Origin of the sequence: Desulfuribacillus alkaliarsenatis, assembly GCF_001730225.1 — a bacterium.
Lineage (GTDB): Bacteria > Bacillota > Bacilli > Desulfuribacillales > Desulfuribacillaceae > Desulfuribacillus > Desulfuribacillus alkaliarsenatis.
The window spans coordinates 1-26,990 of sequence record NZ_MIJE01000011.1; the positions used below are offsets into that span (position 1 = coordinate 1).

Sequence of the window (26,990 nt, forward strand, 5' to 3'; positions counted from 1 at the left end):
CGGTATTAGCTTCGGTTTCCCGAAGTTATCCCAGTCTTACAGGCAGGTTGCCCACGTGTTACTCACCCGTCCGCCGCTAACTTTGATAAGAGCAAGCTCTCATCTCTGTCCGCTCGACTTGCATGTATTAGGCACGCCGCCAGCGTTCGTCCTGAGCCAGGATCAAACTCTCCAATAAATGTTTGTTTATATCCTTATCGATTTAATGGCTAGATTAAATCGGATTAAGCTCAAAAGTCACTGACTTTTAATTTTGTCAATCAAGATTTCTCTCATTGACGTTGTCCGTTTTGATTTTCATCAAAAGCGCTTTGGATTCCTTAGAATCCGAATTGACGTTGTTTTGATTGCACTATACAGTTTTCAAGGAACTTTAGTGCTACGATTTACTCAATCGCAGCTTGTCAGCCGTTTTTATCGGCGACTTTTATATAGTATCACATTACTATCTAGATGGTCAACACTATTTACTAAAATTATTACTGTTATTTTTTTCTAATATAGAAACACTCCCGTAAATTCAGGGAGTGTTATATTGTCAATTTCTCTATTGCTATATCTGTTCTTTTATTTAAATCTATAAATTCATTACCTACTTTAATTAAAGGTTTTAAGGGAACAGTACTATTTATAAATATAATTTCACCTTTTGTGCCATTGTTAAGTTCTACTGATTTTCCAATACAGTAATTTAATAAACCGTTAATCAAGCTTGTAACTACCTTAGGATCAAGTTTTCCAAATGCATCTTGATTTATTTGTTTAAGTACATGATATATATTTTCTGCATTTTTATATTCTCTATTAGAGGTCATTGCATGAAAAATATCTGCTACTGCTACTATTTTTGAATATGGATGCATTTCAAAGCCTTTTCTTTTATACGGATACCCAAAACCATCGTCTCGCTCGTGATGCTCTAATGCTGCTAAGACAACTCCTTGGTTAATACCTGTTACATTTTCTAATATCTCATAACTATAGATAGGATGTTTTTTTATCTCTTCATATTCAATATGGTTTAGAGGACCTTTCTTTCTAAGTATGGAATCTGATATTTTTGCCTTACCTATATCATGCAGTGTCCCAGCAAGTCCTATTTGCATTAACTCGTTTTCCTTATAATTCATAAAGCGAGCGATTAAAGTTGATAACACGCCTACACCGACAAGATGCTGATATGTATATGCCTCTTTACTCTTAATCTGATCCAGAACTAGTGTTATATTAGGTTGGTCGCAGATATTTTCCAACATAGGCTTAATAGCAGATCTAATTTCTAGTAATGGAACTTTTCTAGTGTATTCAACCTCGAGCATTACATTTTTCAATAATCCTACTGCTTTATTATATTGCTTCTCGAACTCCTCGTATTTGAATGCTGGTTTTTTTAATGTCGGTTCATTATTGTCAGAAGTATTACTTTTCTGTTTTTTATTTTCTGACAATTTTGTTTTTGTTAATTTTGTTTCTGTTTTCTTTTCTTCTACAATCTTAACAGATGAAATAGTGAATGCATTTAATAATTCTTTATGATATTCTTCTATTCTTGTGTCCTTATATAATATGGCTCCACCTAATGAACTCTTAACATCCTCAGCTAAAAGGGCTCCTGCTTTTAAGTCTTTTATATTTACTTCAATCATATATTAGCCCTCCCTAGAACAGTATATATTGCCATATCATATTATTTAATTATATCAATACTTTGCTACCTAAACCATACTAATTTTCTATAAGCTCCTTACTTAAAGACTTAGTCCATATGTTCATATCTTCAAACTGACCAGATATGTCACAGTTGTTAATCAATCTTCCTGTATATGTGTATCCATGCTTAAAGAAGACAGCGTTCATTCCAAATGATTTAGCCCTTGCTATCGTATATAAGCAATTGATATTATTTTTAAGCATTTCTTGTTCAAGAGCGCATATTAAAGCACTCATTAAACCCTTGCCTCTATAAGCAGGATTTGTAGCACAGTCTGTCATTTCAGCATTTTTATTATTCTTATCTATATCTGCTGAAGCAGCACTTATTATTTTACCGTCATGCTCAATAATCATGAATAGTACATTATCATCCATTGCTTCACTTACATAATTTTTATCAGTAATCGGAGTTGGATAAGTTTCGAATACTTGATCATACAATTTTACTAGTTGCTCTATATCGTTTTTATCAGCTTTACGCAATTTATAATCAGCTTCTAAATCGGTATCTATTTCACTAGCACCTTTTTCAATAATTCCTTTAATAATCTCATCCTCTTGTTCAGTCAGTTTACTGTATCTTCTCTCAGAAGAATAGTATTTAGCTAAGCTATAAGCATCTTGACCATTAAAAAAGTTTTTAATTACACCTTCAAGTATAAATCCATATGAAAGCAATGGTATCCAATCAGGTGCTTTTGCTTTAAAGAATAACTTAGTGAGTTTATTCTTTTTACATATATAATCTAATTTATCTACTAAAGCTTTATAATCACTTACTTGATAATCTTTAGTAACGATTCTGCTATTAGAGGCATCAACGTATATAGTGATTGAAAAACCACTGTCTGTTAATTTCACTGTTTTCCCTTGTACTGCCTTATCTAATTCAATTATGTTGTTGTCATCAATATAAATGCTATATTTTTTGTTTTCTTTATCCATCACTAGTCACCTTCACCACTTTCCTTATTTACTAAATTACATTCTACAACTTAGTATATGTTCCCTTATAGATAAAAACGAAACAACTTTTAAATACAATAGGATATCTCATGATTTTGAGATATCCTATTGTTTATTGTTTATTGTTTAGTATAAAAATTGTAGCATGCTACTATTCTATATTTTCCACTTCTTCATTTGTTAAAAACTTCGCAAACGTGGATACTCGATCTTTATCGCCTACTCTAATAATTCGAACACCTTGTGTACGTCTGCCTAGTTGTGATATTCCCTTAACATTTTGGCGGATAACTACTCCTGATTGCGTAATTACCATAATTTCTTGTTCCTCATTTACTACTTTCAATCCAACTACAGTACCGTTTTTATCAGTTACATTAATAGTACCTATTCCTTTACCGCCTCTAGATTGTGCACGGTATTCTTCAATTTTAGTTCGTTTACCATAGCCATTTTCAGTGATTACGATAACATCTTCGTTCTCTTTAACAACATCGACACCTACTACATTATCGTTAGGATGTAATGTGATTCCTTTTACTCCTGCAGCAGATCTACCCATAACACGAACTTCCTGCTCATGGAAGCGTATTGCTTTGCCATCCTTCGATCCTAAGATAACTTCTTGGTCTCCATCTGTCATGAATACCCCAATCAGTTCATCCTCAGGACGTAGTGTAATTGCAATAATTCCACCTTTTCTGATGTTCTGGAAATCCATTAACGCAGTTTTCTTTACTAGTCCCTTCTTCGTTGCGAAGAATAAGGAGCACTCATTATTGAAGCAACGGACAGGGATCATTGCATTGATTACTTCACCAGGTTCAATTGGTAATAAGTTTACAATTGCTGTACCCCTTGCTGTACGACTTCCTTCAGGAATTTCGTAGGCTTTTATGCGGTACACCTTACCACGATTAGTAAAGAACAACACATAGTCATGTGTACTCATGGTAAATAGGTGTTGAAGGAAATCAGTCTCCTTCGTACCTAATGCCGATACCCCTTTACCTCCACGCTTTTGACTCTTATATGTTGTTAGCGGAATCCGTTTCACATAGCCCTGATGGGTTAATGTAAGAACAACATCCTGCTCTGGTATTAAATCTTCGATATCAATATCATCTGCTGAAAGAGTGATAATTGAACGACGTTTATCGTTAAATTTATCTTTAATTTCTAATAGCTCTTCTTTGATGATTGTTAATACTTTACCTTCATCAGCTAAAATTGCCTCTAGTTCTGCAATTAGTTTTAGGAGTTCTGCATATTCTTCCTCAATCTTCTCACGCTCAAGGCCTGTTAGCTTTTGTAAACGCATATCTAGGATTGCTTTAGCCTGCTCTTCCGATAGCTTAAAGTTCTCCATTAAGCCATTCTTTGCATTCTCAACTGTATCGGAAGCGCGAATTAACTTAATTACAGCATCTAGATTATCGAGTGCAATGCGTAATCCCTCTAATATATGGGCCCTTGCACGTGCTTTCTTTAAGTCATATTCTGATCTGCGGCGGATAATTTCCTTCTGATGCTCAATGTAGTAATGGATAATCTGCTTAAGGTTTAATACCTTTGGAGCTCCATCAACTAAAGCAAGCATATTTACACCGAATGATGTTTGTAATTGTGTTTGCTTATATAAATTATTAAGGACTACATTTCCATTAGCATCTCTGCGTAATTCGATTACAATCCGCATTCCTTCACGGTCCGATTCATCCCGTAAATCAGTTATGCCTTCTAGCTTCTTATCTCTGACAAGCTCAGCTATTTTTTCAATTAACTTAGCCTTATTGACCTGATAAGGGATTTCCGTAACGATGATTCGTTGCTTGTTATTACTCATTTCTTCAAAGTGCGTTTTAGCACGCATAATAACGGAGCCTTTACCAGTATGGTAGGCTGAACGAATTCCTTCTTTGCCTAAAATTTGTGCGCCAGTAGGAAAATCTGGCCCTTTTACAAATTCCATCAGCTCATCTATGGATATCTCTTCATTATCTATATAAGCAATACACCCATCAATAACTTCCCCTAGCTGATGGGGTGGAATGTTTGTCGCCATACCTACGGCAATTCCTGAAGCACCATTTACTAAAATGTTTGGAAATCTTGATGGTAATACCAGTGGTTCCTTAAGGGTATCATCATAGTTACTACCATAGTTAACAGTTTCCTTTTGGATATCACGGAGTAATTCTACGGCAATCTTCGACATTCTTGATTCTGTATAACGCATTGCCGCAGCTGCATCACCATCAACGGAACCGAAGTTACCATGGCCATCTACTAACATATAACGATATGAGAAATCCTGTGCCATACGCACCATAGTATCATATACTGCTTGGTCACCATGTGGGTGATACTTACCGATTACGTCACCGACTATTCTTGCGGATTTTTTATATGGTTTATCTGGCGTCATGCCCAAATCATTCATAGCGTAGAGAATTCTACGATGTACTGGTTTTAATCCATCTCGTACATCTGGTAGCGCACGACTCACGATAACACTCATCGCATAATCCATAAAAGAAGTACGCATCTCATCACTAATATTGATTGGCATGACCTTCGAGCTTTGTTCTTCCATCAACTTATTCCCTCATTTCTATACACTATCACTCTAAAATTAATCGTTAACTGTATTAAAGAACATTAAATTTTGAAGTGTTAACACTTTATATTATACATCCAGGTTACGTACATACTTAGCATGCTCTTGGATAAAGTCTCTTCTAGGGTCTACTTTGTCACCCATTAATGTTGTGAATATTTCATCTGCCTCAATTGCATCATCTAGGCTAACCTGTAGTAGCGTACGGCTTTCAGGATCCATTGTAGTTTCCCATAGCTGCGTCGGATTCATTTCACCAAGACCTTTATACCTTTGCAATACAATTCCTTGATTACCTAGTTCTTTAGAAATTTCCTGCATTTCTTTATCGGAATACGCATAGCGAATAACTCGTCCCTTTTTAACTTGGTATAAAGGAGGCTGCGCTATATAAACATAGCCTTTTTCTATTAACTCTGGCATATATCGATAGAAGAAGGTCAATAAGAGAATACGAATATGTGCACCATCAACGTCGGCATCTGTCATAATAATGAGTTTATGATAGCGGGCCTTTTCAATATTAAAATCATCTCCGACGCTTGTCCCAAGTGCCGTTATAATATCGCGTATTTCGTTATTTGATAGAATTTTATCTAATCTAGCTTTTTCAACATTTATAATTTTACCCCTTAAAGGTAAAATTGCTTGGAAGTTTCGGTCTCTTCCTTGCTTAGCAGATCCTCCGGCAGAGTCACCCTCTACTAGATATAATTCACTGATTGTTGCATCCTTGGTTGAACAGTCTGCTAATTTTCCTGGTAAGGCACTAAATTCCAGTGCATTTTTACGTCTTGTAAGCTCGCGAGCCTTTCTCGCTGCTTCCCTAGCACGACTGGCCGTAATAGCTTTTTCAACGACTTTCTTAGCGACGCTTGGGTTCTCCTCAAGAAACTCCATATATCTTTCTGAGAAGAAGGAGTCAACTACACCACGCACTTCACTGTTTCCAAGCTTAGTTTTCGTTTGCCCTTCATACTGTGGATCTGGAATTTTAACACTTATTATTGCTGTTAAGCCTTCACGAACGTCGTCACCAGTTAAATTTGAATCATTATCTTTTAATTGGTTGTTTTTGCGTGCGTAGTCATTAATAACACGTGTTAATGCGCTCTTAAATCCAGCCTCATGGGTTCCACCTTCGTGGGTATGAATGTTATTTGCATAGGAATATATATTACTTGTATAGCCATCATTATACTGTAGTGCTACCTCACAAATTACATCGTCTTTTTCACCCTCAAGGTAAAAAGGCGGTTCATGAATAGCTGTTTTATTTTTATTTAAATATTCAACGAAGGTTACTATACCACCGTCATATTTAAAGCTTTCTTTCTTATCTGTGCGCTCATCATGGATTTTTAAATTAATACCACCATTTAAGAAGGCCATGTCGCGCATTCTAGCAATAATTGTATCGTAGTTATATTCCTGAGTTTCCGTAAATACTGTCACATCAGGCTTAAATATAATTTTTGTTCCAGTAATGTCAGTTTCACCTATAACTTCAAGGTCTGCTTGCGGTATGCCCTTAACATATCTTTGTGTATAAATTTTACCGTCACGGCAAATTTCAACTACTAACCACTCAGATAATGCATTTACAACGGAAACACCAACACCGTGTAATCCCCCTGAAACCTTATAGCCTTTACCGTCAAATTTTCCTCCAGCATGAAGAACCGTTAAAACAACTTCAACGGCAGGTCTTTGTAGCTTAGGATGTAGTCCAACTGGGATACCACGGCCATTATCTACAACTGTTATACTATTATCATTATGTATAGTAATATCTACAGTATCACAATAACCAGCTAAGGCTTCATCAATACTATTATCTAGTACCTCCCATAATAAATGGTGTAAGCCCCTTTCGCTAGTAGAACCTATATACATACCTGGTCTTTTACGAACTGCTTCTAACCCTTCTAATACCTGTATCTGTGTCTCATCATAAACATTTGGATTTACGTTCATAGACTATCTCCTTCTATCATCATTCATTCTAACTATATATTTTACTATAGTTTTATATTTTTACAAACTACCCATATATAGAGAGCGTTTTTTTAGTGTTACTGAAGAAATTGGTGAAAAATATACATTCTTTGTTGTTATAACATAGGACTTTATTTCACCATCTTCAATTTTAACAACAAAGCCTTCTTCATCAGCAACGTCTAAAAATTCCTTCATACTATCAGCTGTATCTTTCATCTTAACATCGATGATTGCAATAACGTCTTTAATTGGTATTAGAACGTTGGCACCTAAGTGAATAAACATCCGTTCACCCCTTTATTAGATTCCCATCTTTAATATGGAAAAAATCTGATTTTTTAATGATGTTATGTTTGATCCCATCTACATCTGTTGTTGTAACAAATGTTTGTATATCTTCACCTATTGTATCTAATAGTTTTTTTTGACGTTTTAAATCAAGCTCTGATAATACATCATCTAATAATAATATTGGCATATCGCCCATCTGCTGTTTCATATACTCAAGTTCAGCTAATTTGATGGATAGGGCAACTGTTCGTTGCTGCCCCTGTGATCCATAGATTTTAATATCTTTATTATTTACTATAAATTGGAGTTCATCTCGATGCGGACCTATATTTGTTGTTCCAAATTGTAAATCCTTATCTCTACTCTTTTCTAGTTTTTCCTGAAATTTACCAGCTAAACAGCTAGCATCATAAATCAATTTTAATTGTTCTTTACCGTCTGTAATTTCATTATGAATGTTTTCAGCATATTTTTCTATATCTTTTATAAATTGTTCACGTATATTAATAATTGCTGTACCATATTCAATTAACTGCATATCCCAGAGGTCTAAGGTTTGTAGCAATGATTTTTTCCGATGTGTATCCTTCAATAACTGATTTCTTTGCTGCACTACTTTTTGATACATAGCCAAATCGTTTACATATTTTAGGCGTAGCTGACCTAGGGCTCGATCCATAAATCTTCTTCGAAGAAATGGACTACCTTTAATTAACTGTAAGTCCTCTGGAGCGAACAATACTACCTTCAGGTTACCTACAAATTCGCTAAATTTACTCTTTTCTATTTTATTGATTAAAACCCTTTTTTTCTGCTGATCTATTTCAACCTCTAATTCAATATTCCTCTTAAAAAGCGTTAACTCACATCTTACCTTTGCCTGATCTTTATTCCACATAATCAATTCTCGGTCTTTATTAGTTCGATGTGATTTAGTTAGGGCTAATAGATATATAGCCTCCAATAGATTTGTCTTACCTTGCGCATTATCACCTATAAAAAAATGTATATTTCCTGTAAAAGATATTGATAAATCTTTATAATTGCGATAGTTTTCTAAAGATAAATGGTGTAATCGCATCTATATCTCCTTAAGCTTTCTTAATTATAAAGCTTCCTTCGCCTTCAATTTCTACAATGTCATTGATAAATAATTTTTTACCCCTCTGATTTGCGGGTTGTTCGTTTACATAAACGGGTACCTCAGCAAGAAAAATCTTAACCTCGCCACCTGAGCCCAGTATACTTTCCTTTTTCAATAATTGGCCCAATGTAATATAGTCATCCTTAATGTGAACTTCTTTGATATTCTCAAATGACACAGCATTCACCCTTTTTAAGTTTGTCCTATTAATAAATCCTAATAGGTAATACTAAGTATAAGTATTTGTCAAAATCCTTTGGTTTAATAATGAACGGGCTCATAGCACCTGTAAAATGTATTTCAATTTCTTGTTCATCAATAATTCTTAAGACATCCTGAACATATTTTGTATTAAATGCAATTAGTAAATCCTCGCCCTCTACCTGTAAAGGGTTGATTTGCTCATTAACTTTTCCTACATCTGGTGAGTTAGAGCTAATTGATACGATATCTGGCTTAACACTAAATTTAACTTCGTTATTTTTTGTTTCTCTAGCTATTAATGAAACACGTTCTAATGAATCTAGTATTTCCTTTTTATTTAATTTTACTGTTGTTTTAGAATTTTGTTGTAAAATCCTTGATACATCAGGATATTGCCCATCTATAAGTCGAGAATAAAATATGATGTTCTCCATTTTTATAAAAATCTGATTACTAGCTATTAAAATATCAATTAATGACTGATCCTCTTCTAATATTTTATTTAGCTCAATCAAACTCTTTCCAGGCACTATTATATTCTGAAATGCCAATTCAGCTTCTGCTTCCACTAATGCTTCTCTTTTTGCTAATCTATGACTATCCGTTGCTACAAGACTTAACAAGCCTTCTTCTAAGCTAAGCTTAACACCTGTTAATACTGGTCTTGTTTCTTCGGTTGAGACTGCAAATACTGTTTGTCTAATCATACTTTTCATTAGGTCACTTGAAATACTAAAGACCTTATCTTCAGTAATTTTAGGTAGCTTAGGGAACTCGTCGCTGTCTAAACCGTGCAAGTTAAACTCTGATTTTCCACATTTAATTAGTGTTAAGTAATTATTAGTAACTTCAATTTCTACAACCTCGTTAGATAATTTACGGATAATTTCGTTAAAGTACTTTGCTTTTAAGCAGATAGACCCTTCTTGCTCAACTGTAAAAACCTGTTCGTCATTTTTTACCCTAGGTATCGTATATTCTATACCAATTTCTAAGTTTGTACCTGTTATCTGTAACAGCTCAGAGGAAATATCTAATTTCATATTTTCTAGAATAGGCATAGTACTTTTTGAAGCTACTGCTTTAGCTACATGTTGAGTTGCATGAATTAATTCTTCTCGTGAAATTGAAAATTTCATGGAATAAAACCTCCTGGTTATACATATATATAATTAATTAAAGTCGTATTAATAGTCGTAGTGCCAGTGGATATGTGGATAATCCTATTCAGGATTGAATTATTAAGCCTATACACGATTTAATAACATGTGTATAGGCTTCTTAGTAATTAATAACTTATCAACAGGTGGATAAGTTATTGAAGCTTTTGGCAGATAATTTCGATAGATTTTTGTAGCTCTGTATCTTCGGCAACCTGTCTCGTAATTTTCTCATGGGCGTGTATGACTGTTGTATGATCACGGCCACCAAATTCCATTCCTATCTTAGGAAGGGAGCAATCTGTTAATTCCCTTGATAGATACATAGCTACTTGCCTTGGAAAAGCAACGGATTTAGTCCTTTTCTTCGCCTTTAAATCAGATATAGGTAAATGATAATAGGCCGCCACTATTTCTTGTATTCTAGGTATATTAATTATCCTTGGACCTTCATCAGATATTATGTGCTTTAACGCCTCTGCTGCTAGCTCAGCATCTATGTCCTGATTAATTAATGATGAATAAGCTACGACACGGATTAATGCACCTTCTAATTCGCGGATATTAGTACTAATCTTATTTGCTATATAGACTAAAACGTCATTATCAATTTCTAAATTTTCGGCCTTTGCTTTTTTCCTTAAAATTGCAATCCTTGTCTCAAGATCTGGAGCCTGGATGTCTGTAATCAATCCCCATTCAAAGCGTGATCTTAGACGATCTTCTAGTGTAGGTATCTCTTTTGGAGGTCTGTCACTACTTATAATGATTTGTTTGCCATCTTCATGTAGTGCATTAAATGTATGGAAAAACTCTTCCTGAGTTTGTTCTTTTCCTGCTAAAAATTGAATATCATCTATCAATAAAATATCGATGTTACGATAACGGTTTCTAAAATCAACTGTCTTATTATCACGAATTGAATTTATAAATTCATTAGTAAATTTCTCTGATGAAAGATAGACAACCTTTAAAGATGAATTATGCTCTAATATAAAATGACCAATAGCATGCATTAAGTGAGTTTTTCCTAAACCAACGCCACCATATATAAATAACGGGTTGTAGGCTTTGGCTGGTGCTTCAGCAACAGCAAGTGATGCTGCATGGGCAAATCTGTTACCAGAGCCTATTACAAATGTTTCAAATGTATATTTTTCATTTAGTTTATGGTTTGATTCGTCAATTGAAGAATTTCCTATATGTACAGGCTTTGTTGGGATAGCTTCTGTTTTTTTAGGGGTAGCTTCAGTAGTTTTGTTAGGAATAACAAACTGAATATCAATATTTTTTTCAGATAAATGATATATAGACTCCTTAATAAATTTTGCATACTTTCTTTTAAGATGATCACGGGCAAAATCATTAGGTACACTAATTAAAACTGTATCATTATCTAGTTTTGCATCTACTGATCTAAACCAAGTGTCGAAGCTTGGTTTACTTATGCGTTTTTCAATAAGATTTAGTACTCGGTTCCAGAGGTCTGTGAATTCATCAGACATAAGAAAACCTCCTTTGATGTAAGTGGTTAAAATGTGTGGAAAATTTTTTTTAGGAAGTTAATAACATTAAAAAGTGGATAAAATAGATTAGATAATCTAATTATTTATTAGTATTTAGGAGAAAAAGCCGAGAAAAAAATAGCCTTATCAACAGCTGTTGACAAAGTATATTAACAAACGACAAAATAATATCCACAATGTTATACACAAACTGTGGATATTATAAGTTATTAGAATATTATCCACTAGGAAACAAATATACTATATCAAAATAATTGCTTGTCTGCAATGGTTTCTTAAGACTTATCCACAATATCCATACTTAGTATAAAATAGTTATCAACAACACTACATTTTGTATATAACCTGTGAAAAAGTTGTTATTATCTGTCGAATTGAAAAATTAATTATCCACAGACGAAAAATTCTTGACATTTTGGACAAATTTTTTTATAATTTTAAAGAATGTCTTTATAAATTGGATTATAGATGACACAGGTCATTTGACATTATTACTGGCAATAAGGAGGTTTTAAATCAATGAAACGTACATTTCAACCAAATACACGTAAGCGTAAAAAAGTACATGGTTTCCGTAAGCGTATGAGTTCTAGTTCTGGTCGCAGAGTATTAGCTAGTCGTCGCAAAAAGGGAAGAAAAGTTTTATCAGCATAAGGCCACCGATAATGTGGTCTTTTTTTCTTTTGAAAAGATAGTTTAATTCCTGATGAACTTTGATATAATGATGAGTGACGGAATCGAGGTGGCATAATTGCATAGTAAGCATCGATTATCTAATAATAAAGATTTTGTTACTATATATAAGAAGGGTAAATCTTTTGCAAATAGATATTTTGTTTTGTACATATATAAGCATGCAAAGAGTCTTGACCCGTTTCGATTAGGAGTATCAGTTAGTAAAAAAGTAGGTAATGCAGTTGTAAGAAATCGTATTAAGCGTTTAGTAAAGGAAGTATTTCTAAGTAAAAAGGATAGCTTACCGACAGGTTATGATTTTGTAATTATAGCTCGAAACGCTGCTAGTACGATTGATTATCAAAAAACGAATGAAACTATTGAAATTTTACTAAAAAAGAGTAAGATAATTAGGAGTATGTGATAATGAAGCGAATCATGTTAGGTCTATTATTCGTTTATCAAAACGTCATTTCTCCATTAAAGGGGCCGACTTGTCGTTTTTATCCGAGTTGCTCAGAATATAGCAGACAAAGTTATATAAAGTATGGGTTTTTCAAAGGAACTTATTTAACATTTAAACGTGTTGTTCGTTGCCATCCATTTCACCCAGGTGGTTTTGATCCTGTGCCATAATGGATGTTTGAAAGAAGGATATTGCGAGGAGGAAGAGTTTTGTCATTTAAAGTGTCAAAGAAAATTATTATTTTATTTTTAGTTTTAGCACTCACTGTTTTTATCTCGGGTTGTTCTATTGAAGAGATGCAAAATAGAGATTTATCAGAAAGCACTGGTCTATGGTGGTCTTTTGTTAAATTATTATCAACATTAATGGACGATATTGAGGATGTAATAGGTAGTTATGGAATATCAATCCTTATAGTAACTGTATTAATTCGCTTTATTGTACTTCCATTTATGATTAAACAAATTAAAAGTATGCGGGCTATGCAAAAGCTACAGCCTGAAATGAATAAAATTAAAGAAAAATATAAAAACAATCAAGAGAAGCTTAATCAGGAAACAATGAAGCTTTTCCAAACGCATAATGTAAATCCACTAGCTGGTTGTCTACCATTATTAATTCAGATGCCGATATTAATTGCCTTCTATCAGGCAATTATGTACAATCCTGATATTCGTGAAGCATCGTTTTTATATTTACAGCTAGGCGAGCGTGATCCTTTCTATATTATACCAATATTAGCGGCAGCTACTACGTACTGGCAGCAAAAAACAATGTCTATTAATATGGATAACCCACAAACTAAGATGTTATTATATTTAATGCCAGCAATGATTTTGTTTATTAGTGCTACTTTACCATCTGCATTAGGTCTTTATTGGGTATACAGTAACTTATTCTCTGTAGTACAAAACCATTTCCTATATAGAGATAAAGACGGTCAACAGGAGGGTAAAAAGTAATGAAGAAAATTGTTGAGGTTGCCAAGTCAATTGATGAAGCAATACAAGCCGGCTTAGCTAAACTAGGAGTAACTAAGGACGATGTTGAGATTAATGTTTTAGTGGAGCCTACAAAAGGGTTCCTTGGTTTTGGTGCTAAAGACGCTGAGGTTGAGCTTATAGTTAAAAATAACCCTGTCATTGAAGGTAAGAAATTTTTGACTGATGTCTTTAATGCTATGGATTTGCAGGTAGAAATTGAAGAATATGAGCTAGATAATCAGAAGGTATTGAACTTGGTAGGAGATAATTTAGGTGTGTTAATAGGTAGAAGAGGGCAGACCCTTGACGCTCTCCAGTATCTTGTTAATATCTCTGCAAACCGTGATACAGACAATAACGTAAGGTTTTTATTGGATGCCGAGAATTATCGTGACCGTAGAAAGAAAACCTTAGAAAGCCTAGCAGATAGATTAGCAGATAAAGCAAGAAAATCTAAAAAAGATGTTGTATTAGAACCAATGTCACCATATGAGAGAAAAGTAATCCATACTCATTTGCAAAATGAGCAAGGAATATTTACAAGAAGTCAAGGCCAAGAGCCATATAGAAAAATAGTAATCGGAACGAAAAAGACAAATGGTTCAAGGAAATAGCTATAACTATGACCACAGCATAAGTTGTGGTTTTTTTTTAGCTATATATGGGTAATGTAAAGTATATGAAATATAGTATATAAGGTGGTTTGTATGAAATTTGACACTATTGCAGCAATTGCTACTGCACTTGGAGAAGGCGGAATAGGAATTATAAGGGTGAGTGGCCCAGATGCAATTACAATTGTAGACAAAATATATAAAGGTAAGAATAGCTTATCTACTGTGGATACACACACTATTCATTATGGGCATATTATCGATAGCTCAGGGGCTATTATAGATGAGGTTTTAATCTCTGTTTTTAGAACACCAAAATCATATACCATGGAGGATGTAGTAGAAATTAATTGCCATGGTGGAATTATGCCCCTTAGAAGAGTATTAGCTACAGTAACTGATGCAGGAGCCAGATTAGCAGAACCTGGTGAATTTACTAAGCGAGCTTTTTTAAATGGCAGAATTGATTTGAGTCAGGCAGAAGCGGTTATAGATTTAATTCGTTCAAAAACTGATTTATCGATGAAGGCTGCTATGTCTCAGGTGCAGGGATCACTATCTAAACAAATACATACTATAAGACAGCAATTAGTAGAGTTAATGGCTCATATAGAGGTCACTATAGATTATCCTGAGCACGACGTAGAGGAAGTAACAAAAGAGCTTGTAATAAATACTACTGAACAAGCTATTGATAATATTGATAAAATACTAGCTACAGCTGATCAAGGTAAAATAATACGAGACGGAATATCAGCTGCAATAATAGGTAGGCCAAATGTTGGTAAGTCATCATTATTAAATGCGATGCTAAAAGAAAATCGTGCTATTGTTACCGATATACCAGGAACTACAAGAGACATTCTAGAAGAATACATAAATGTTAAAGGAATTCCTGTCAAAATTATTGATACAGCAGGAATTAGAGAGACTGAAGATATTGTAGAACAGCTAGGTGTTGAACGCTCAAGAGCTGTAATGCAGGATGCAGATTTGATTTTATTTATGCTTAACGTTGCCGAAGAGCTTACTGAATATGACATTACACTACTGAAAGAGCTTCAGGGAAAACAAGCAATAGTAATATTGAATAAAACTGATTTAGTTGCCGTTTTCACAGAAGACAATATAAAACAATACGTAGATAATACATCAATAATATCCTTATCAGCAAAAGAGGAAGAAGGAATTGAGCATTTATACAGTGAAATAGAAAGACTATTTATAGAAGAATCAATTAAACAAACAGATTTTTCATTTGTTACTAACACACGACACACAGCACTATTAAAGACAGCCAAAGCTCAATTAAATGAAGCACTAAATGGTGTCCAATTTGATGTTCCAATGGATATGGTTACAATAGACATTACATCAGCCTGGGAGAGCTTAGGTGAAATTACAGGGGATACTGTAGCTGAAGGTCTATTGGATCAACTATTTGCACAATTTTGCTTAGGTAAATAGACAATTGATGAGTCTATAAGTAATATAGAGTAAGTAAAAGATAATTAATATGCTACTGCTAGTAAGAATCGTTGTTGTTCAATTTTATAATATAGTAAGAATCTTAGGATTCAATAAATTGTAAGAAGGTGTAAAAATGCAATACAAAGCTGGAACATTCGATATTATTGTTGTAGGTGGTGGACATGCTGGCTGTGAAGCTGCATTAGCGAGCGCTCGAATGGGCTTAAAAACTTTAATTATAACTATAAGCTTCGATGATGTTGCTCATATGCCCTGTAATCCATCTATCGGTGGCCCTGCTAAGGGTCATGTTGTTAGAGAAATTGATGCATTAGGCGGGGAAATGGCTAATAACATAGATCGTGCCAATATCCAGGTTCGTATGCTCAATACTGGAAAGGGGCCAGCTGTTCATGCACTAAGGGCACAGGCTGACAGACATCTATATTCGGCATCAATGAAGCAGGTATTAGAAAGCACAAGCAACTTAACGGTACGTCAAGGACTTGTAGAAAAACTTATAGTAAACAACGCCAAAGTCGAAGGAGTAGAGCTACAAACAGGAGCCCAGTTCTATGCCAAGGCTGTTGTAGTTACAACAGGTACATATTTAAGAAGCAAAATTATTATTGGAGATGTAAACTTTAATAGTGGACCTAATGGTATGCTAGCATCTATGAAGCTATCTGAAAATATGAAGGAGCACGGAATCGAATTTGTTCGCTATAAGACGGGCACTCCGCCAAGGGTAAATAAAAACTCAATCGATTTTTCAAAAATGACTATTCAGCCAGGAGATGAAGAATTTCTTTCATTTTCCCATGCACTATGTGACTATAATAGACCACGTTTCGATTGCTGGCTAACATATACGACCGAAAAGACTAAAGATATTATAATGAACAACCTTGATCGTTCACCTATGTATTCAGGAGCAATTGAGGGTACTGGTACTCGTTACTGTCCTTCTATTGAGGATAAAATGGTTCGTTTTAATGATAAGCCAACTCACCAGATTTTTATTGAGCCTGAAGGAGAAAACACCATAGAATATTATGTACAGGGCTTTTCTACAAGCTTTCCCGAGGACTTACAGATTGAAATGCTACGCTCCATTAGCGGCTTAGAAAATGTTGAAATGATACGACCAGGCTATGCAATCGAATATGATGCAGTTATATCTACACAGCTACATCCAACGCTAGAGCATAAGCATATGCAGGGTCTTTTTACAGCGGGTCAAGTAAATGGCACGTCTGGATATGAGGAGGCAGCAGGGCAGGGAATAATAGCAGGCATTAATGCAGCACTAAAGGTCTTGGATAAAGAGCCTATGATTTTAAAACGTTCTGATGCATATATCGGTGTAATGATTGACGATTTAGTAACAAAGGGCACGATGGATCCCTATAGACTACTTACCTCTAGGGCAGAGTATAGATTATTATTAAGAAATGATAATGCTGATTTACGTTTAACTGAGATTGGCTATGGTGTCGGATTAGTATCAGAAGAAGCATATCAAAGATTTACTAGTAAAAAACAAATGATTGAACTTGAATTGGAACGGTTAGGGCAGTATAAATTACGACCAAATCAAGAAACAAATGACAAGATAGTACAATTAGGAAGCGTACCAATAGTCAATCTCACATCATTGAAGGACTTATTAAAGCGTCCAGAGATAGAATATAAGCACATACAACAATTGGCACCGACAGAGACACAGTTACCTAAGGAAGTTATTGAACAGGTTGTTATTCAAACGAAATACGAAGGCTATATCAAAAAACAGCTTGAGCAGGTAGAAAAGAATAAAAAGCTAGAAAACCAGCTTATACCTGAGGGAGTTGACTATTTAAAAATACCTGGTATTGCTTTAGAAGCAAGGGAAAAGCTTAATAAAATTCAACCTCGTTCTGTAGGACAAGCAGCTCGAATCTCAGGAGTAAATCCAGCTGATATTTCAATTTTACTTATATATTTAGAGCAACTTAAAAGAGGAGGCAATGCTAATAATGGGCAGAGCCAATGATGAGCTTCAGGTAGTAGATAATCTAACTGAATTAAATACTAAATTTAAAAATGATTTATCTAAGCAGGGTATTGAATTGACCACAGAGCAGATAGGGCAGTTTAATAACTATTATAAATTATTAATCGACTGGAATGAAAAAATTAATCTTACTGCCATAACTGAACCAGAGGAAGTTTTTTATAAGCACTTTTATGACTCTCTAACTTTACTAATATCTTACCCGACAATTAAAGGTAGTAAGACTATGATAGATATTGGCAGTGGTGCAGGATTTCCAGGTATACCGATTAAGATATTACTGCCAGAACTGCAAATTACCTTTATGGATTCGTTAAATAAACGTATTAAATACCTACAAATTGTTGCTAATGAGCTAGGACTTAAAAATTGTAGCTTTGTCCATGGAAGAGCTGAAGAGCTTGGTCACAAGCCAGAATATCGAGAGCAATTCGATTATGCTGTTGCTAGGGCCGTTGCAAGACTAGCAGTATTAAATGAGTATTGTCTACCGTTTGTAAAGAATAATGGTAAATTTTACTCGATGAAAGGTCCAGATGTTGAAAATGAGATAATCGAAGCGAAAAAGTCATTGAATGTCTTCAACGCTAAATTAAAGAAGACGATAGCCCTAGAACTACCATATCAATATGGAAATAGAGCAATTATAGAAATTCAAAAAATCGCTAATATGCCAAAAAAATATCCAAGAAAAGCTGGTACACCAGCTAAATCACCAATTATTTAGAGAACAATCGAAATAAATGATAGCAGGATTATCTTCATTTATAGCGAATAAAGAAGATAAGATTATTTGGGAGTGGTAACCGTTGAAAGAACCTATAACACGCCTTTTGGGCGGGAAATGGCAAGAAGACCAGTCTGAGCGTATCACAGAGATACCAGTACATTTAATTGACCCAAGTCCTTATCAGCCTAGGTCTGTTTTTGAGGATGATAAATTAGATGAATTATGCCAGACAATAAAAACACATGGTATTATTCAACCGATAGTAGTAAGAAAAAACGGTCCACGCTATGAACTAATAGCTGGAGAACGTAGATTACGAGCTGTCAAAAAACTACAGCTAGAGGTTATTCCAGCAATAATAAAAAATATGAACGATACCCAGGCTGCTTCCGTAGCGTTAATAGAAAACCTGCAAAGGGAAGGCCTTACTTCTATTGAAGAAGCAATAGCCTATAAAAAATTAATAGATATACATGGACTAACCCAGGAAGCCCTTGCCCAAAGACTAGGTAAAGGGCAATCTACAATTGCTAATAAACTACGCTTAATTAATTTGCCTGAGCTTGTACAAGAAGGACTTATGCAGCGCAAGCTGACTGAACGTCACGCACGTGCATTACTCCAAATTTGTACAGAGGAAGAAATATTACATAGGCTCTACAACGATATAATTACTAGGGACTTAACTGTTAAACAGGTTGAAGATAGAATTAAGCAATATAAGGAAAGTCAGAACAAACCAAAAAAACCTAAGAGGGTTGGAATTTCTAAAGACATTCGGATAGCAAGAAATACAATTAGCCAATCAATAGAGATGGTTAAAAAAATTGGTATGAATATAGATGTAGAAGAAACGGATATGGACGAATATTACCAAATAACTATTAAACTACCAAAAAAATAGATAAATTTAAGTAAAACAAGACTGTAAATTGTTTCTATCATATGAGATAATTAGATTTACTATAATAGAATGCAATAATATGTTCTTATAATCGAACAACAGTTTGTGTTCAGTAAAATGAGGTGAAATGATTGGCTAAAGTAATTGCCATAACCAATCAAAAGGGTGGAGTAGGTAAAACTACAACTGCGGTTAATTTAGGTGCATGTTTAGCAGAGCTAGGCAAAAAAGTCCTTTTAATTGATGCAGATCCGCAGGGTAACTCTACTAGTGGCTTAGGAATCAATAAAGCAGATATAGAAAACTGCATCTATGATGTTTTAATTGAAGAAATTCATCCATCTGAAGCCATCTTAGAGACAAGTGCACCAGGATTTTATTTATTACCTGCTACTATTCAGCTTGCAGGCGCAGAAATAGAATTAGTACCGATTATGTCTAGGGAAATAAGATTAAAACGAGCTATCCAGCAAATATCAGATGACTATGATTATGTACTTATAGATTGTCCACCTTCCCTTGGACTATTAACAATCAATTCATTAACAGGATCAAACTCTGTTCTAATACCTATACAATGTGAGTTCTATGCGCTTGAAGGCTTAAGCCAGCTTCTAAACACCATTAGATTAGTTCAAAAGCATCTAAATACTTCATTAGAGGTAGAGGGAGTATTACTTACAATGTTTGACGCTAGAACTAATCTTGGAATACAGGTAATAGATGAAGTTAAAAAGTATTTTCAAAATAAGGTATATTCTACTATCATTCCACGAAACGTACGCTTAAGCGAGGCCCCAAGCCATGGAAAACCAATTATATTATACGATGGTAAATCTAAAGGCGCTGAAATGTATCTTGAGCTTGCAAAGGAAGTGATAGATAATAATGAGTAATAAGAATAGATTAGGTAAAGGTTTGAGTGCATTAATTAGTGGAGATGATTTAGTATCAGATAACGATCAAATTCTACAGGTAGATGTAGAAAAAATCAGGCCAAATCCGTATCAGCCACGTAAGGAATTTAACGAAGAAGCTATAAACGAATTAGCACAATCTATTCGTGAACATGGCATAATTCAGCCAATCGTAGTTAAGAAAAACATCAGAGGTTATATATTAATAGCTGGTGAGCGTAGATTGCGCGCAGCAAAGCTTATTGGGCTTGAGAAAATACCAGCTATTGAGAAGGATTTAAATGATCAACAGATGCGAGAAGTTGCACTGATTGAAAATTTACAACGTGAGGATTTAAATCCGATAGAAGTTGCAGATGCTTACAATAAACTAATCACAGAGCTCAACTACACCCAGGAGGAGCTTGCAAAGCGTGTCGGAAAGAGTCGACCTCAAATATCTAACTTCCTAAGGTTACTGCAGCTACCAAATGAAATTAAAGACTATGTTTCACGTGGAACACTTTCATATGGACATGCCCGAACATTACTAGGTTTAGAGAGTAAAGAACGTCAAAAGTTACTTGCAGATAGAATTATCAAAGACAAACTGAGTGTACGTGAAACAGAAGAAATAGTTAGTAATCTAGTTAATGTTTCACGTGAAACAAAGCAAAAAAAGAAGAAGAATTATAGTACTGACACTACTAATTTAGAAAGTCAATTGGAAGAATTATTAGGTACAGGCGTAAAAATTGTCGAAGGCAAGCGTAAGGGTAAAATTGAAATTGACTTCTTTTCTAGTGAAGATTTAGAACGAATAATTAATATTATTCATCCGAACAACCAATAAGGTTGTTTTTTCTTTAGTAATGAGACAAAATAATATGGATGTGTATATTGTATAAGCTATTCAATATTAAAGTGAGGTGATATGTAATGGCAGATGACATATTATACTTAGATAATGCAGCATCTTCATGGCCAAAGCCACCCGAGGTAGCTAAGGCAACCTATGAGACTATTTTAAACATTGGTGCAAATCCAGGCAGAGGCGCTCATTCCATGGCTCTAGAAGCTGGACGAATTATATTTAATTGTCGTAAGAACCTAGCAAAGCTTTTTCATGTAGACAATCCAAGTAATATCATATTCACAAAAAATACTACGGAATCATTAAATATACCGTTATTGCAGTATTTGAAAACGGGAGACCATGTTATAACATCTAGTTTAGAGCACAACTCGGTAATTAGACCCCTCGAATTTTTAAAAAGCAAAGGAATAACGTATTCTGCTCTTCCTGTAAATAATTTTGGTGAAACTGATGTTGAGCGGATAGAAGAACAGATACGACAATATCCGAATACAAGGCTGCTGATTGTGTCTCATGCATCCAATGTTGTCGGCACTCTATTTCCATTGAAGGAAGCTTGTAAAATTGCAAAAAGGAACGGTGTTAGAGTAGCTGTTGATGGCGCACAAACTGCAGGGGTATTTGATACTCCTGTTGAAGAATGGGGCATTGATTTTTATGCTTTTCCAGGTCATAAGGGTTTATTTGGACCTCAAGGCACAGGTGGACTTTATATTAGCCCAGATATTGAATTAGAGCCTTTATTATATGGTGGCACAGGTGGAAACTCTGAATCTAAGGAGATGCCCACTGTACGTCCTGATCGTTATGAAAGTGGCACTCCAAACACACCAGGTATTGCTGGTTTGAATGCGGGCGTTTCTTTTATAAATGAGCAGGGCATCGATTTAATTAGAGAGCATGAATGGATGATCACTCGCACTATGCTTGAGAAGCTGCAAGGGCTAGATAAGGTAAATGTATACGGACCACCGATAAGCATAGAGAGAGCAGCAGTAGTTGCATTTAATATAGTTGGCATTGAAAGTAACGAAGCTGCCTATATGTTAGATAAAGTATATAACATAGCCGTAAGAGCAGGACATCATTGCTCTCCTGCTGGTCATACAGCAATAGGCACCTTACAGCAAGGAATCATCAGGGCAAGTCCTGGATATTTTAATACCATAGCGGATGTTGAAAGGTTTATTGATGCAATAGAAGAAATTACTGAAGAAATGTAATAGGAGAAGAGATCATGGGGACCTTAATCGTACTACAAGGAACAATAGTAAATACAATAGCAATAATTATAGGGGCATTAATTGGAGTCTTACTACCTAAAATACCTGAACAATTCAAGAAAACAGTCATGCAGGCTATTGGACTGGCAGTTATAGTTATTGGAATAGATATGGCTATGGGTACACAAAATGCTTTGGTACTAATAGTAAGTGCTGTTATAGGTGGATTAATTGGCGAAATACTACGATTAGAAGATCGATTAAATCAAGTTGGAATAAGGGTAGAAAAGCTATTTACAAGAAAGAAAGATGGTAAATCAGAAGGGAAAATTGCTAAAGGATTTGTATTTGCAACCCTTATCTATTGCGTAGGATCAATGGCTATAGTCGGCGCATTAGACAGCGGCTTACTATATAACCACGATGTATTATATACAAAAGCAACGTTAGATGGTTTTAGCGCTATTATATTCGCATCAACTATGGGTATAGGTGTTATGTTATCGGCAGCGGCAGTTTTTATTTATCAAGGGGCAATCGCTTTACTTGCAAGCTCTTTGGCTGATTATTTGCATGATGGTGTAATATATGAAATTAGGGCAGTTGGTGGACTGCTCATAATGGGGATCGGTTTGAATCTTTTAGAAATTAAAAACGTAAGAGTTGCTAATATGCTGCCGTCTATTTTCATTGCAGCAATAATAATGATTATAATATCAATGTTTTAAATGTTTTAGCTTGAGAGTTAGACCATTACAGATAACTGGAGGTGATTTTCTTTGCTTGGTTTGCTATTAGTCGCGATAGTTTTTTTAGTAATGGGAATTATGATTAGATATTTGAAATGGTATTGGCTAATTGCTGGTTACAATACCATGACCGCAGAAAAGAAAAAGAAAGTAGATATAGAAGGCTTAAGCCGATTAATGGGTTTATACTGCTTTGTTGGTGCAGGTGTATTCTTGCTAGCAGGTATACTACTACATTTCCAAATTACCTGGGCTGTTCTAGCTGCAATTGTGTTATATGGTATTGCAACTATTATGCTGTTAATTAAGGCTCAGTCTTATGATGGCAACAATTATAATGAACAGGGCGAGATGAAAAAAAGTGTTAAATGGATTGTAGGAAGCGTGATTGCAGTTCCTTTAATAGGAGTAGCTGCCCTGATGTATATGAGCTCGCAGTCATCAGAAATTGTAATAGAAGATGATTATATTCAGATAACAGGTATGTACGGTTTAACGTTAGAATACCAAATGATACAAAGTGTAGAGCTGGTTGATATCTTACCAAACATTGAAAGAAGAACAAACGGCTCTTCAGTTGGTAGCATACGCAAAGGAAATTTTAGATTAGAAAATATCGGTGCTGCAAAGCTTTTTGTAAATGTAAATAACCCACCGTTTATAGAGATAGTTTCAGATAGACATCATATATTTATAAATGATAGTGAATCTATAACTACTGAGCAGCTATATTTAGAAATCACAACTAAATTAAAATAATTATGGTCTATAATTAATTTAAAGGGAACTTACTGGAGCCTAATGGCCCTCGTAAGCTCCCTTTATTATATTTGCTTCAAAGCTTCTTGATATATTAACTTTATAGGAGCTTCTGTCTTTAATGCGACACGCTTGCAATCTTCGTATTCTGGGGCAATATTGACGACTCGATTGTTTAACAACCCTACTTTTACAGAGATTTCATGGCCACGTACAATAACTTTGTCATATCTACGCTCTAAAGCTTCTCGATTTACGCCCCATAAACGAATTCCGAGTGTAGAGGTCTCATGGAATATAATATTTTTCACCTGCTGTAGGTTGTCCATATCGACCAATGCCTTTAACAGTGTCCCAGTACGATCTTTTTTCATAATAGCTGGAAGGAAGAATGCTTCCTTAGCTCCTGCAGCCATCATTCTATCGATAATATGTTGGTAAAATTCAGGTTGCATATCATCAATAGTTGCTTCTATAGCTACTAGTTTTTTATTGGTTAATGAATTGTTATGCTTGTAATCTGTATCTATAGTGCCTAATAGTAGACGAAGAACATTAGGGTGTGCAAAATCTTTATTGCCAGCGCCATAGCCTATTTTTGTCACTTTCATATCAGGAATGCAAGCCGAGTATGCTGAGGTAATTGCTTTAAGTATTGCTGCTCCTGTTGGTGTAGTAAGCTCTGCTTCTATAGGCTTATGCTTAATAGGTATATCCCGTAATATTTCTAGGGTAGCAGGAGCTGGAACTGGAAAAACTCCATGTTCACAAGAAACTGATCCATATCCAGTTGGTACATGGCCACATATTATTGTATCGACTTTAAGCTCGTCTATACATATAGCTGCCCCCATTATGTCTATAATAGAATCCATAGCTCCTACCTCATGGAAATGGACTTTTTCAACGGTAGTATTATGTATAAAAGCCTCGGCCTCAGCAATTATTAAAAATATTTTATTAGCTATAGATTTAGCATTATCTGAAAGACTACTAGAATTAATTATGCTTTGAATGTGATGCAAGTGCCGGTGTACATGGCCATTAGAGCTAGCGTCAGCATCGGTCGTCATAGGGCGTTCTATAATTGAAATATCTGTTGAGATAGCTCTGATACCATTTTTTAATACAGTGTTGAAATTTAATTGAAATGAGTCTAAGGTAAGGTTTTGAAGCTTAGCTTTTAGTGTATCTGGGTTAACTCCTAAATCGACACATGCAGCAAGAAACATATCTCCTGAGATACCAGAGATAGGGTCTATGTACAAAATTTTATTTATAGATTTAATGCTGTCATCAGAGTTTGAGCTAGCCTGTGCTTCAATCATTAGGAGTCCTCCTGAAATTATTTATAGTCCTGCATATAGAACCTGCAGCAAATGCAGCTCCAAAGCCATTATCTATATTAACAACAGTGACACCACTTGCACAACTATTTAGCATTGTTAATAATGGAGCAAGGCCATTAAAATGCGCTCCATATCCAACACTTGTAGGAACTGCAATGATTGGACTTGATACCAATCCGCCTACAACACTTGGAAGTGCTCCTTCCATGCCAGCTATTACAATTGTAGCCTGTACCTCCCTTAACAGATCAACGTGGGAAAAAAGCCGATGGATACCAGCAACACCGACATCATAAACGCGCTCTACCGTAATTCCCATTGCCTGCAAGGTAACAACCGCCTCCTCAGCTACTGGAATATCAGCAGTACCAGCAGCTACAACAGCTACTCGATAGCCTTTTAAAGCTGTAGAAGGTTGTCCTACGGTAATACATCTTGCCTGCTCAAAATAATTAGCATCGGGTATTAGCTTTTTGACAGCATTGTAATGCTCGAGAGTTGCCCTTGTTGCTAATACAATTTCTGAATGTTTATTTATAGCTTGCATAATAGTGGCTACCTGATCTGGTGTTTTGCCTAGGCTAAAAACAACCTCTGGAAAGCCATTTCTTAAATTTCTACTATGATCAACCTTAACAAAATCTAAATTTTCAAAAGATAATAATTCCACGGCTTCATCTACAGGTAAGTTGTTTTCCTGTACCTGCTTAAGAATATCTGCAAGTTTATTCCTATTTTTATCCATTGCTAGGTTAGCCCCCTTCAATTACATAATACCTAAACTACATAATACCTAAGGTTTCTTTAAAATCCTATTCATACTACCAGATTTATAGCCTGCAAGATCCATTGTAACGTAATTAAAGCCTATGCTAGTTAAGTACTGATTAATTTCTTCGGCATTAGCAATAAGTGTAGTAAAGTCTTCAGGCAAGACTTCAATGCGTGCGATAGTATCATGATAGCGTACACGAACCTGTTTTAATGTTAAAGCTTTTAAAAATTCTTCTGCGGCCTCAATTTGATTAATCTTTTCCTGTGTAATTTCTACCCCATATGGAATTCTAGAAGATAGGCAGGCGAAGGATGGTTTATTCCAGGTTTCTAAGTTCATTTCTTTGGATATTATACGGATATCATCCTTAGTGAACTCTGCTTCAATTAAAGGGCTACGAATACCAAGCTCTTTTAACGCGTTAAGTCCAGGTCGATAATCCTGGCAATCATCTAAGTTAGAGCCATCTGAAACTACAGTAACATTATGCTCACTGGCAATTTCCAATATATGAGAAAAAAGACCATTTTTACAATGGTAGCATCGATATTTATCGTTATTAACAAAATGTTCATTTTTTAGTTCTTCTATTTGTGTTACAATATGGCTTACTGATAAGTGGTCTGCAATTTTCTTTGCAAACTCAACCTCTTTAGCTGGAAAGGTTTCAGAGGCTGCTGTTACAGCTATAACATTATCATTAAGTATATGCTTTGCCCTTGCGAGCAGGAATGTACTATCTACACCTCCAGAAAAGGCAATTACAACAGAGCCCATTTCCTTAAGGATATTATCTAGTGCCGTTAATTTGTTAAATAGTTCCACATTTATTTTCATTA

At 35.0% G+C, this 26,990-nt stretch carries 26 protein-coding genes and 1 rRNA gene; 14 read left to right on the forward strand and 13 right to left on the reverse strand.

Annotated elements, in window-relative coordinates; all coding sequences use genetic code 11:
• The 10 genes from BHF68_RS05775 to dnaA all read right to left on the reverse strand — a co-directional run.
• Positions 1-178 (reverse strand): 16S ribosomal RNA (locus tag BHF68_RS05775); the annotation flags it as partial.
• A 352-nt stretch (positions 179-530) separates the two neighbouring features.
• The gene (locus BHF68_RS05780; protein WP_069642705.1) at positions 531-1,646 is read right to left on the reverse strand and encodes an HD-GYP domain-containing protein; all 1,116 of its coding nucleotides are present in this window, start codon (positions 1,644-1,646) and stop codon (positions 531-533) included.
• Between the two features lie 79 nt (positions 1,647-1,725).
• Entirely contained in the window at positions 1,726-2,658 is a 933-nt protein-coding gene (gene ablB / locus BHF68_RS05785) for a putative beta-lysine N-acetyltransferase (protein ID WP_084019237.1), read from the reverse strand.
• Between the two features lie 172 nt (positions 2,659-2,830).
• On the reverse strand, positions 2,831-5,275 hold the full coding sequence (gene gyrA, locus BHF68_RS05790; protein ID WP_069642706.1) for a DNA gyrase subunit A: 2,445 nt from the start codon (positions 5,273-5,275) through the stop codon (positions 2,831-2,833).
• 93 nt (positions 5,276-5,368) lie between these two features.
• Positions 5,369-7,276, reverse strand: coding sequence for a DNA topoisomerase (ATP-hydrolyzing) subunit B (gene gyrB / locus BHF68_RS05795; RefSeq protein ID WP_069642707.1), 1,908 nt, complete (start codon positions 7,274-7,276; stop codon positions 5,369-5,371).
• A 60-nt stretch (positions 7,277-7,336) separates the two neighbouring features.
• Entirely contained in the window at positions 7,337-7,585 is a 249-nt protein-coding gene (gene remB / locus BHF68_RS05800; RefSeq protein WP_069642708.1) for an extracellular matrix regulator RemB, read from the reverse strand.
• A 4-nt stretch (positions 7,586-7,589) separates the two neighbouring features.
• Positions 7,590-8,672 (reverse strand): DNA replication/repair protein RecF, encoded by a 1,083-nt coding sequence (gene recF / locus BHF68_RS05805; RefSeq protein WP_069642709.1) that lies wholly within the window; start codon positions 8,670-8,672, stop codon positions 7,590-7,592.
• A gap of 10 nt (positions 8,673-8,682) precedes the next feature.
• Positions 8,683-8,898, reverse strand: a complete 216-nt coding sequence (locus BHF68_RS05810; RefSeq protein WP_069642958.1) for an RNA-binding S4 domain-containing protein — start codon at positions 8,896-8,898, stop codon at positions 8,683-8,685.
• A gap of 43 nt (positions 8,899-8,941) precedes the next feature.
• Positions 8,942-10,078, reverse strand: coding sequence for a DNA polymerase III subunit beta (gene dnaN, locus BHF68_RS05815; RefSeq protein ID WP_069642710.1), 1,137 nt, complete (start codon positions 10,076-10,078; stop codon positions 8,942-8,944).
• Positions 10,079-10,254: 176 nt separating this feature from the next.
• Positions 10,255-11,604 carry a chromosomal replication initiator protein DnaA gene (gene dnaA, locus BHF68_RS05820; protein ID WP_069642711.1) on the reverse strand — a complete coding sequence of 450 codons (1,350 nt, stop codon included), beginning with the start codon at positions 11,602-11,604 and terminating at the stop codon, positions 10,255-10,257.
• A 540-nt stretch (positions 11,605-12,144) separates the two neighbouring features.
• On the opposite strand from dnaA, the gene rpmH reads away from it, so the two are divergent.
• The 14 genes from rpmH to BHF68_RS05885 all read left to right on the forward strand — a co-directional run bounded on the left by rpmH (position 12,145) and on the right by BHF68_RS05885 (position 24,027).
• Positions 12,145-12,279 carry a 50S ribosomal protein L34 gene (rpmH, locus tag BHF68_RS05825; protein WP_069642712.1) on the forward strand — a complete coding sequence of 45 codons (135 nt, stop codon included), beginning with the start codon at positions 12,145-12,147 and terminating at the stop codon, positions 12,277-12,279.
• A gap of 97 nt (positions 12,280-12,376) precedes the next feature.
• Positions 12,377-12,724, forward strand: a complete 348-nt coding sequence (gene rnpA / locus BHF68_RS05830; RefSeq protein ID WP_069642713.1) for a ribonuclease P protein component — start codon at positions 12,377-12,379, stop codon at positions 12,722-12,724.
• A 2-nt stretch (positions 12,725-12,726) separates the two neighbouring features.
• A complete protein-coding gene (gene yidD / locus BHF68_RS15095; protein WP_084019239.1) occupies positions 12,727-12,936 on the forward strand; it encodes a membrane protein insertion efficiency factor YidD in 210 nt (69 codons plus the stop codon).
• Between the two features lie 51 nt (positions 12,937-12,987).
• Positions 12,988-13,728: a YidC/Oxa1 family membrane protein insertase gene (locus BHF68_RS05835; RefSeq protein ID WP_069642959.1), complete on the forward strand. Its 741-nt coding sequence runs from the start codon at positions 12,988-12,990 to the stop codon at positions 13,726-13,728.
• A complete protein-coding gene (jag, locus tag BHF68_RS05840; RefSeq protein WP_069642714.1) occupies positions 13,728-14,363 on the forward strand; it encodes an RNA-binding cell elongation regulator Jag/EloR in 636 nt (211 codons plus the stop codon). Before BHF68_RS05835 ends, jag begins: the two co-directional genes overlap by 1 nt.
• Positions 14,364-14,456: 93 nt before the next feature.
• Positions 14,457-15,830 (forward strand): tRNA uridine-5-carboxymethylaminomethyl(34) synthesis GTPase MnmE, encoded by a 1,374-nt coding sequence (mnmE, locus tag BHF68_RS05845; RefSeq protein ID WP_069642715.1) that lies wholly within the window; start codon positions 14,457-14,459, stop codon positions 15,828-15,830.
• Positions 15,831-15,966: 136 nt separating this feature from the next.
• Positions 15,967-17,868, forward strand: coding sequence for a tRNA uridine-5-carboxymethylaminomethyl(34) synthesis enzyme MnmG (gene mnmG, locus BHF68_RS05850; protein ID WP_069642716.1), 1,902 nt, complete (start codon positions 15,967-15,969; stop codon positions 17,866-17,868).
• On the forward strand, positions 17,852-18,616 hold the full coding sequence (gene rsmG, locus BHF68_RS05855) for a 16S rRNA (guanine(527)-N(7))-methyltransferase RsmG (RefSeq protein ID WP_084019240.1): 765 nt from the start codon (positions 17,852-17,854) through the stop codon (positions 18,614-18,616). Before mnmG ends, rsmG begins: the two co-directional genes overlap by 17 nt.
• An 82-nt stretch (positions 18,617-18,698) precedes the next feature.
• On the forward strand, positions 18,699-19,523 hold the full coding sequence (gene noc, locus BHF68_RS05860) for a nucleoid occlusion protein (RefSeq protein WP_069642717.1): 825 nt from the start codon (positions 18,699-18,701) through the stop codon (positions 19,521-19,523).
• A 131-nt stretch (positions 19,524-19,654) separates the two neighbouring features.
• Positions 19,655-20,419 (forward strand): ParA family protein, encoded by a 765-nt coding sequence (locus BHF68_RS05865; RefSeq protein WP_069642718.1) that lies wholly within the window; start codon positions 19,655-19,657, stop codon positions 20,417-20,419.
• Positions 20,412-21,272, forward strand: coding sequence for a ParB/RepB/Spo0J family partition protein (locus tag BHF68_RS05870; RefSeq protein WP_069642719.1), 861 nt, complete (start codon positions 20,412-20,414; stop codon positions 21,270-21,272). Before BHF68_RS05865 ends, BHF68_RS05870 begins: the two co-directional genes overlap by 8 nt.
• A gap of 86 nt (positions 21,273-21,358) precedes the next feature.
• On the forward strand, positions 21,359-22,519 hold the full coding sequence (locus tag BHF68_RS05875) for an aminotransferase class V-fold PLP-dependent enzyme (RefSeq protein ID WP_069642720.1): 1,161 nt from the start codon (positions 21,359-21,361) through the stop codon (positions 22,517-22,519).
• 14 nt (positions 22,520-22,533) lie between these two features.
• Complete coding sequence (locus BHF68_RS05880; RefSeq protein WP_254006221.1) at positions 22,534-23,247, forward strand: DUF554 domain-containing protein; 714 nt, start codon at positions 22,534-22,536, stop codon at positions 23,245-23,247.
• 51 nt (positions 23,248-23,298) lie between these two features.
• Positions 23,299-24,027: a DUF3784 domain-containing protein gene (locus tag BHF68_RS05885; RefSeq protein WP_084019241.1), complete on the forward strand. Its 729-nt coding sequence runs from the start codon at positions 23,299-23,301 to the stop codon at positions 24,025-24,027.
• Between the two features lie 65 nt (positions 24,028-24,092).
• Here BHF68_RS05885 and larC read toward each other — a convergent pair whose 3' ends face one another.
• Genes larC through larE form a run of 3 tightly spaced genes read right to left on the reverse strand, consistent with a single transcriptional unit; the run spans position 24,093 to position 26,988 of the window.
• Positions 24,093-25,355 carry a nickel pincer cofactor biosynthesis protein LarC gene (larC, locus tag BHF68_RS05890; protein WP_084019242.1) on the reverse strand — a complete coding sequence of 421 codons (1,263 nt, stop codon included), beginning with the start codon at positions 25,353-25,355 and terminating at the stop codon, positions 24,093-24,095.
• Positions 25,348-26,121: a nickel pincer cofactor biosynthesis protein LarB gene (gene larB / locus BHF68_RS05895; protein ID WP_069642721.1), complete on the reverse strand. Its 774-nt coding sequence runs from the start codon at positions 26,119-26,121 to the stop codon at positions 25,348-25,350. Before larB ends, larC begins: the two co-directional genes overlap by 8 nt.
• A gap of 48 nt (positions 26,122-26,169) precedes the next feature.
• Entirely contained in the window at positions 26,170-26,988 is an 819-nt protein-coding gene (gene larE / locus BHF68_RS05900; RefSeq protein ID WP_069642722.1) for an ATP-dependent sacrificial sulfur transferase LarE, read from the reverse strand.
• Positions 26,989-26,990: the final 2 nt, after the last annotated feature.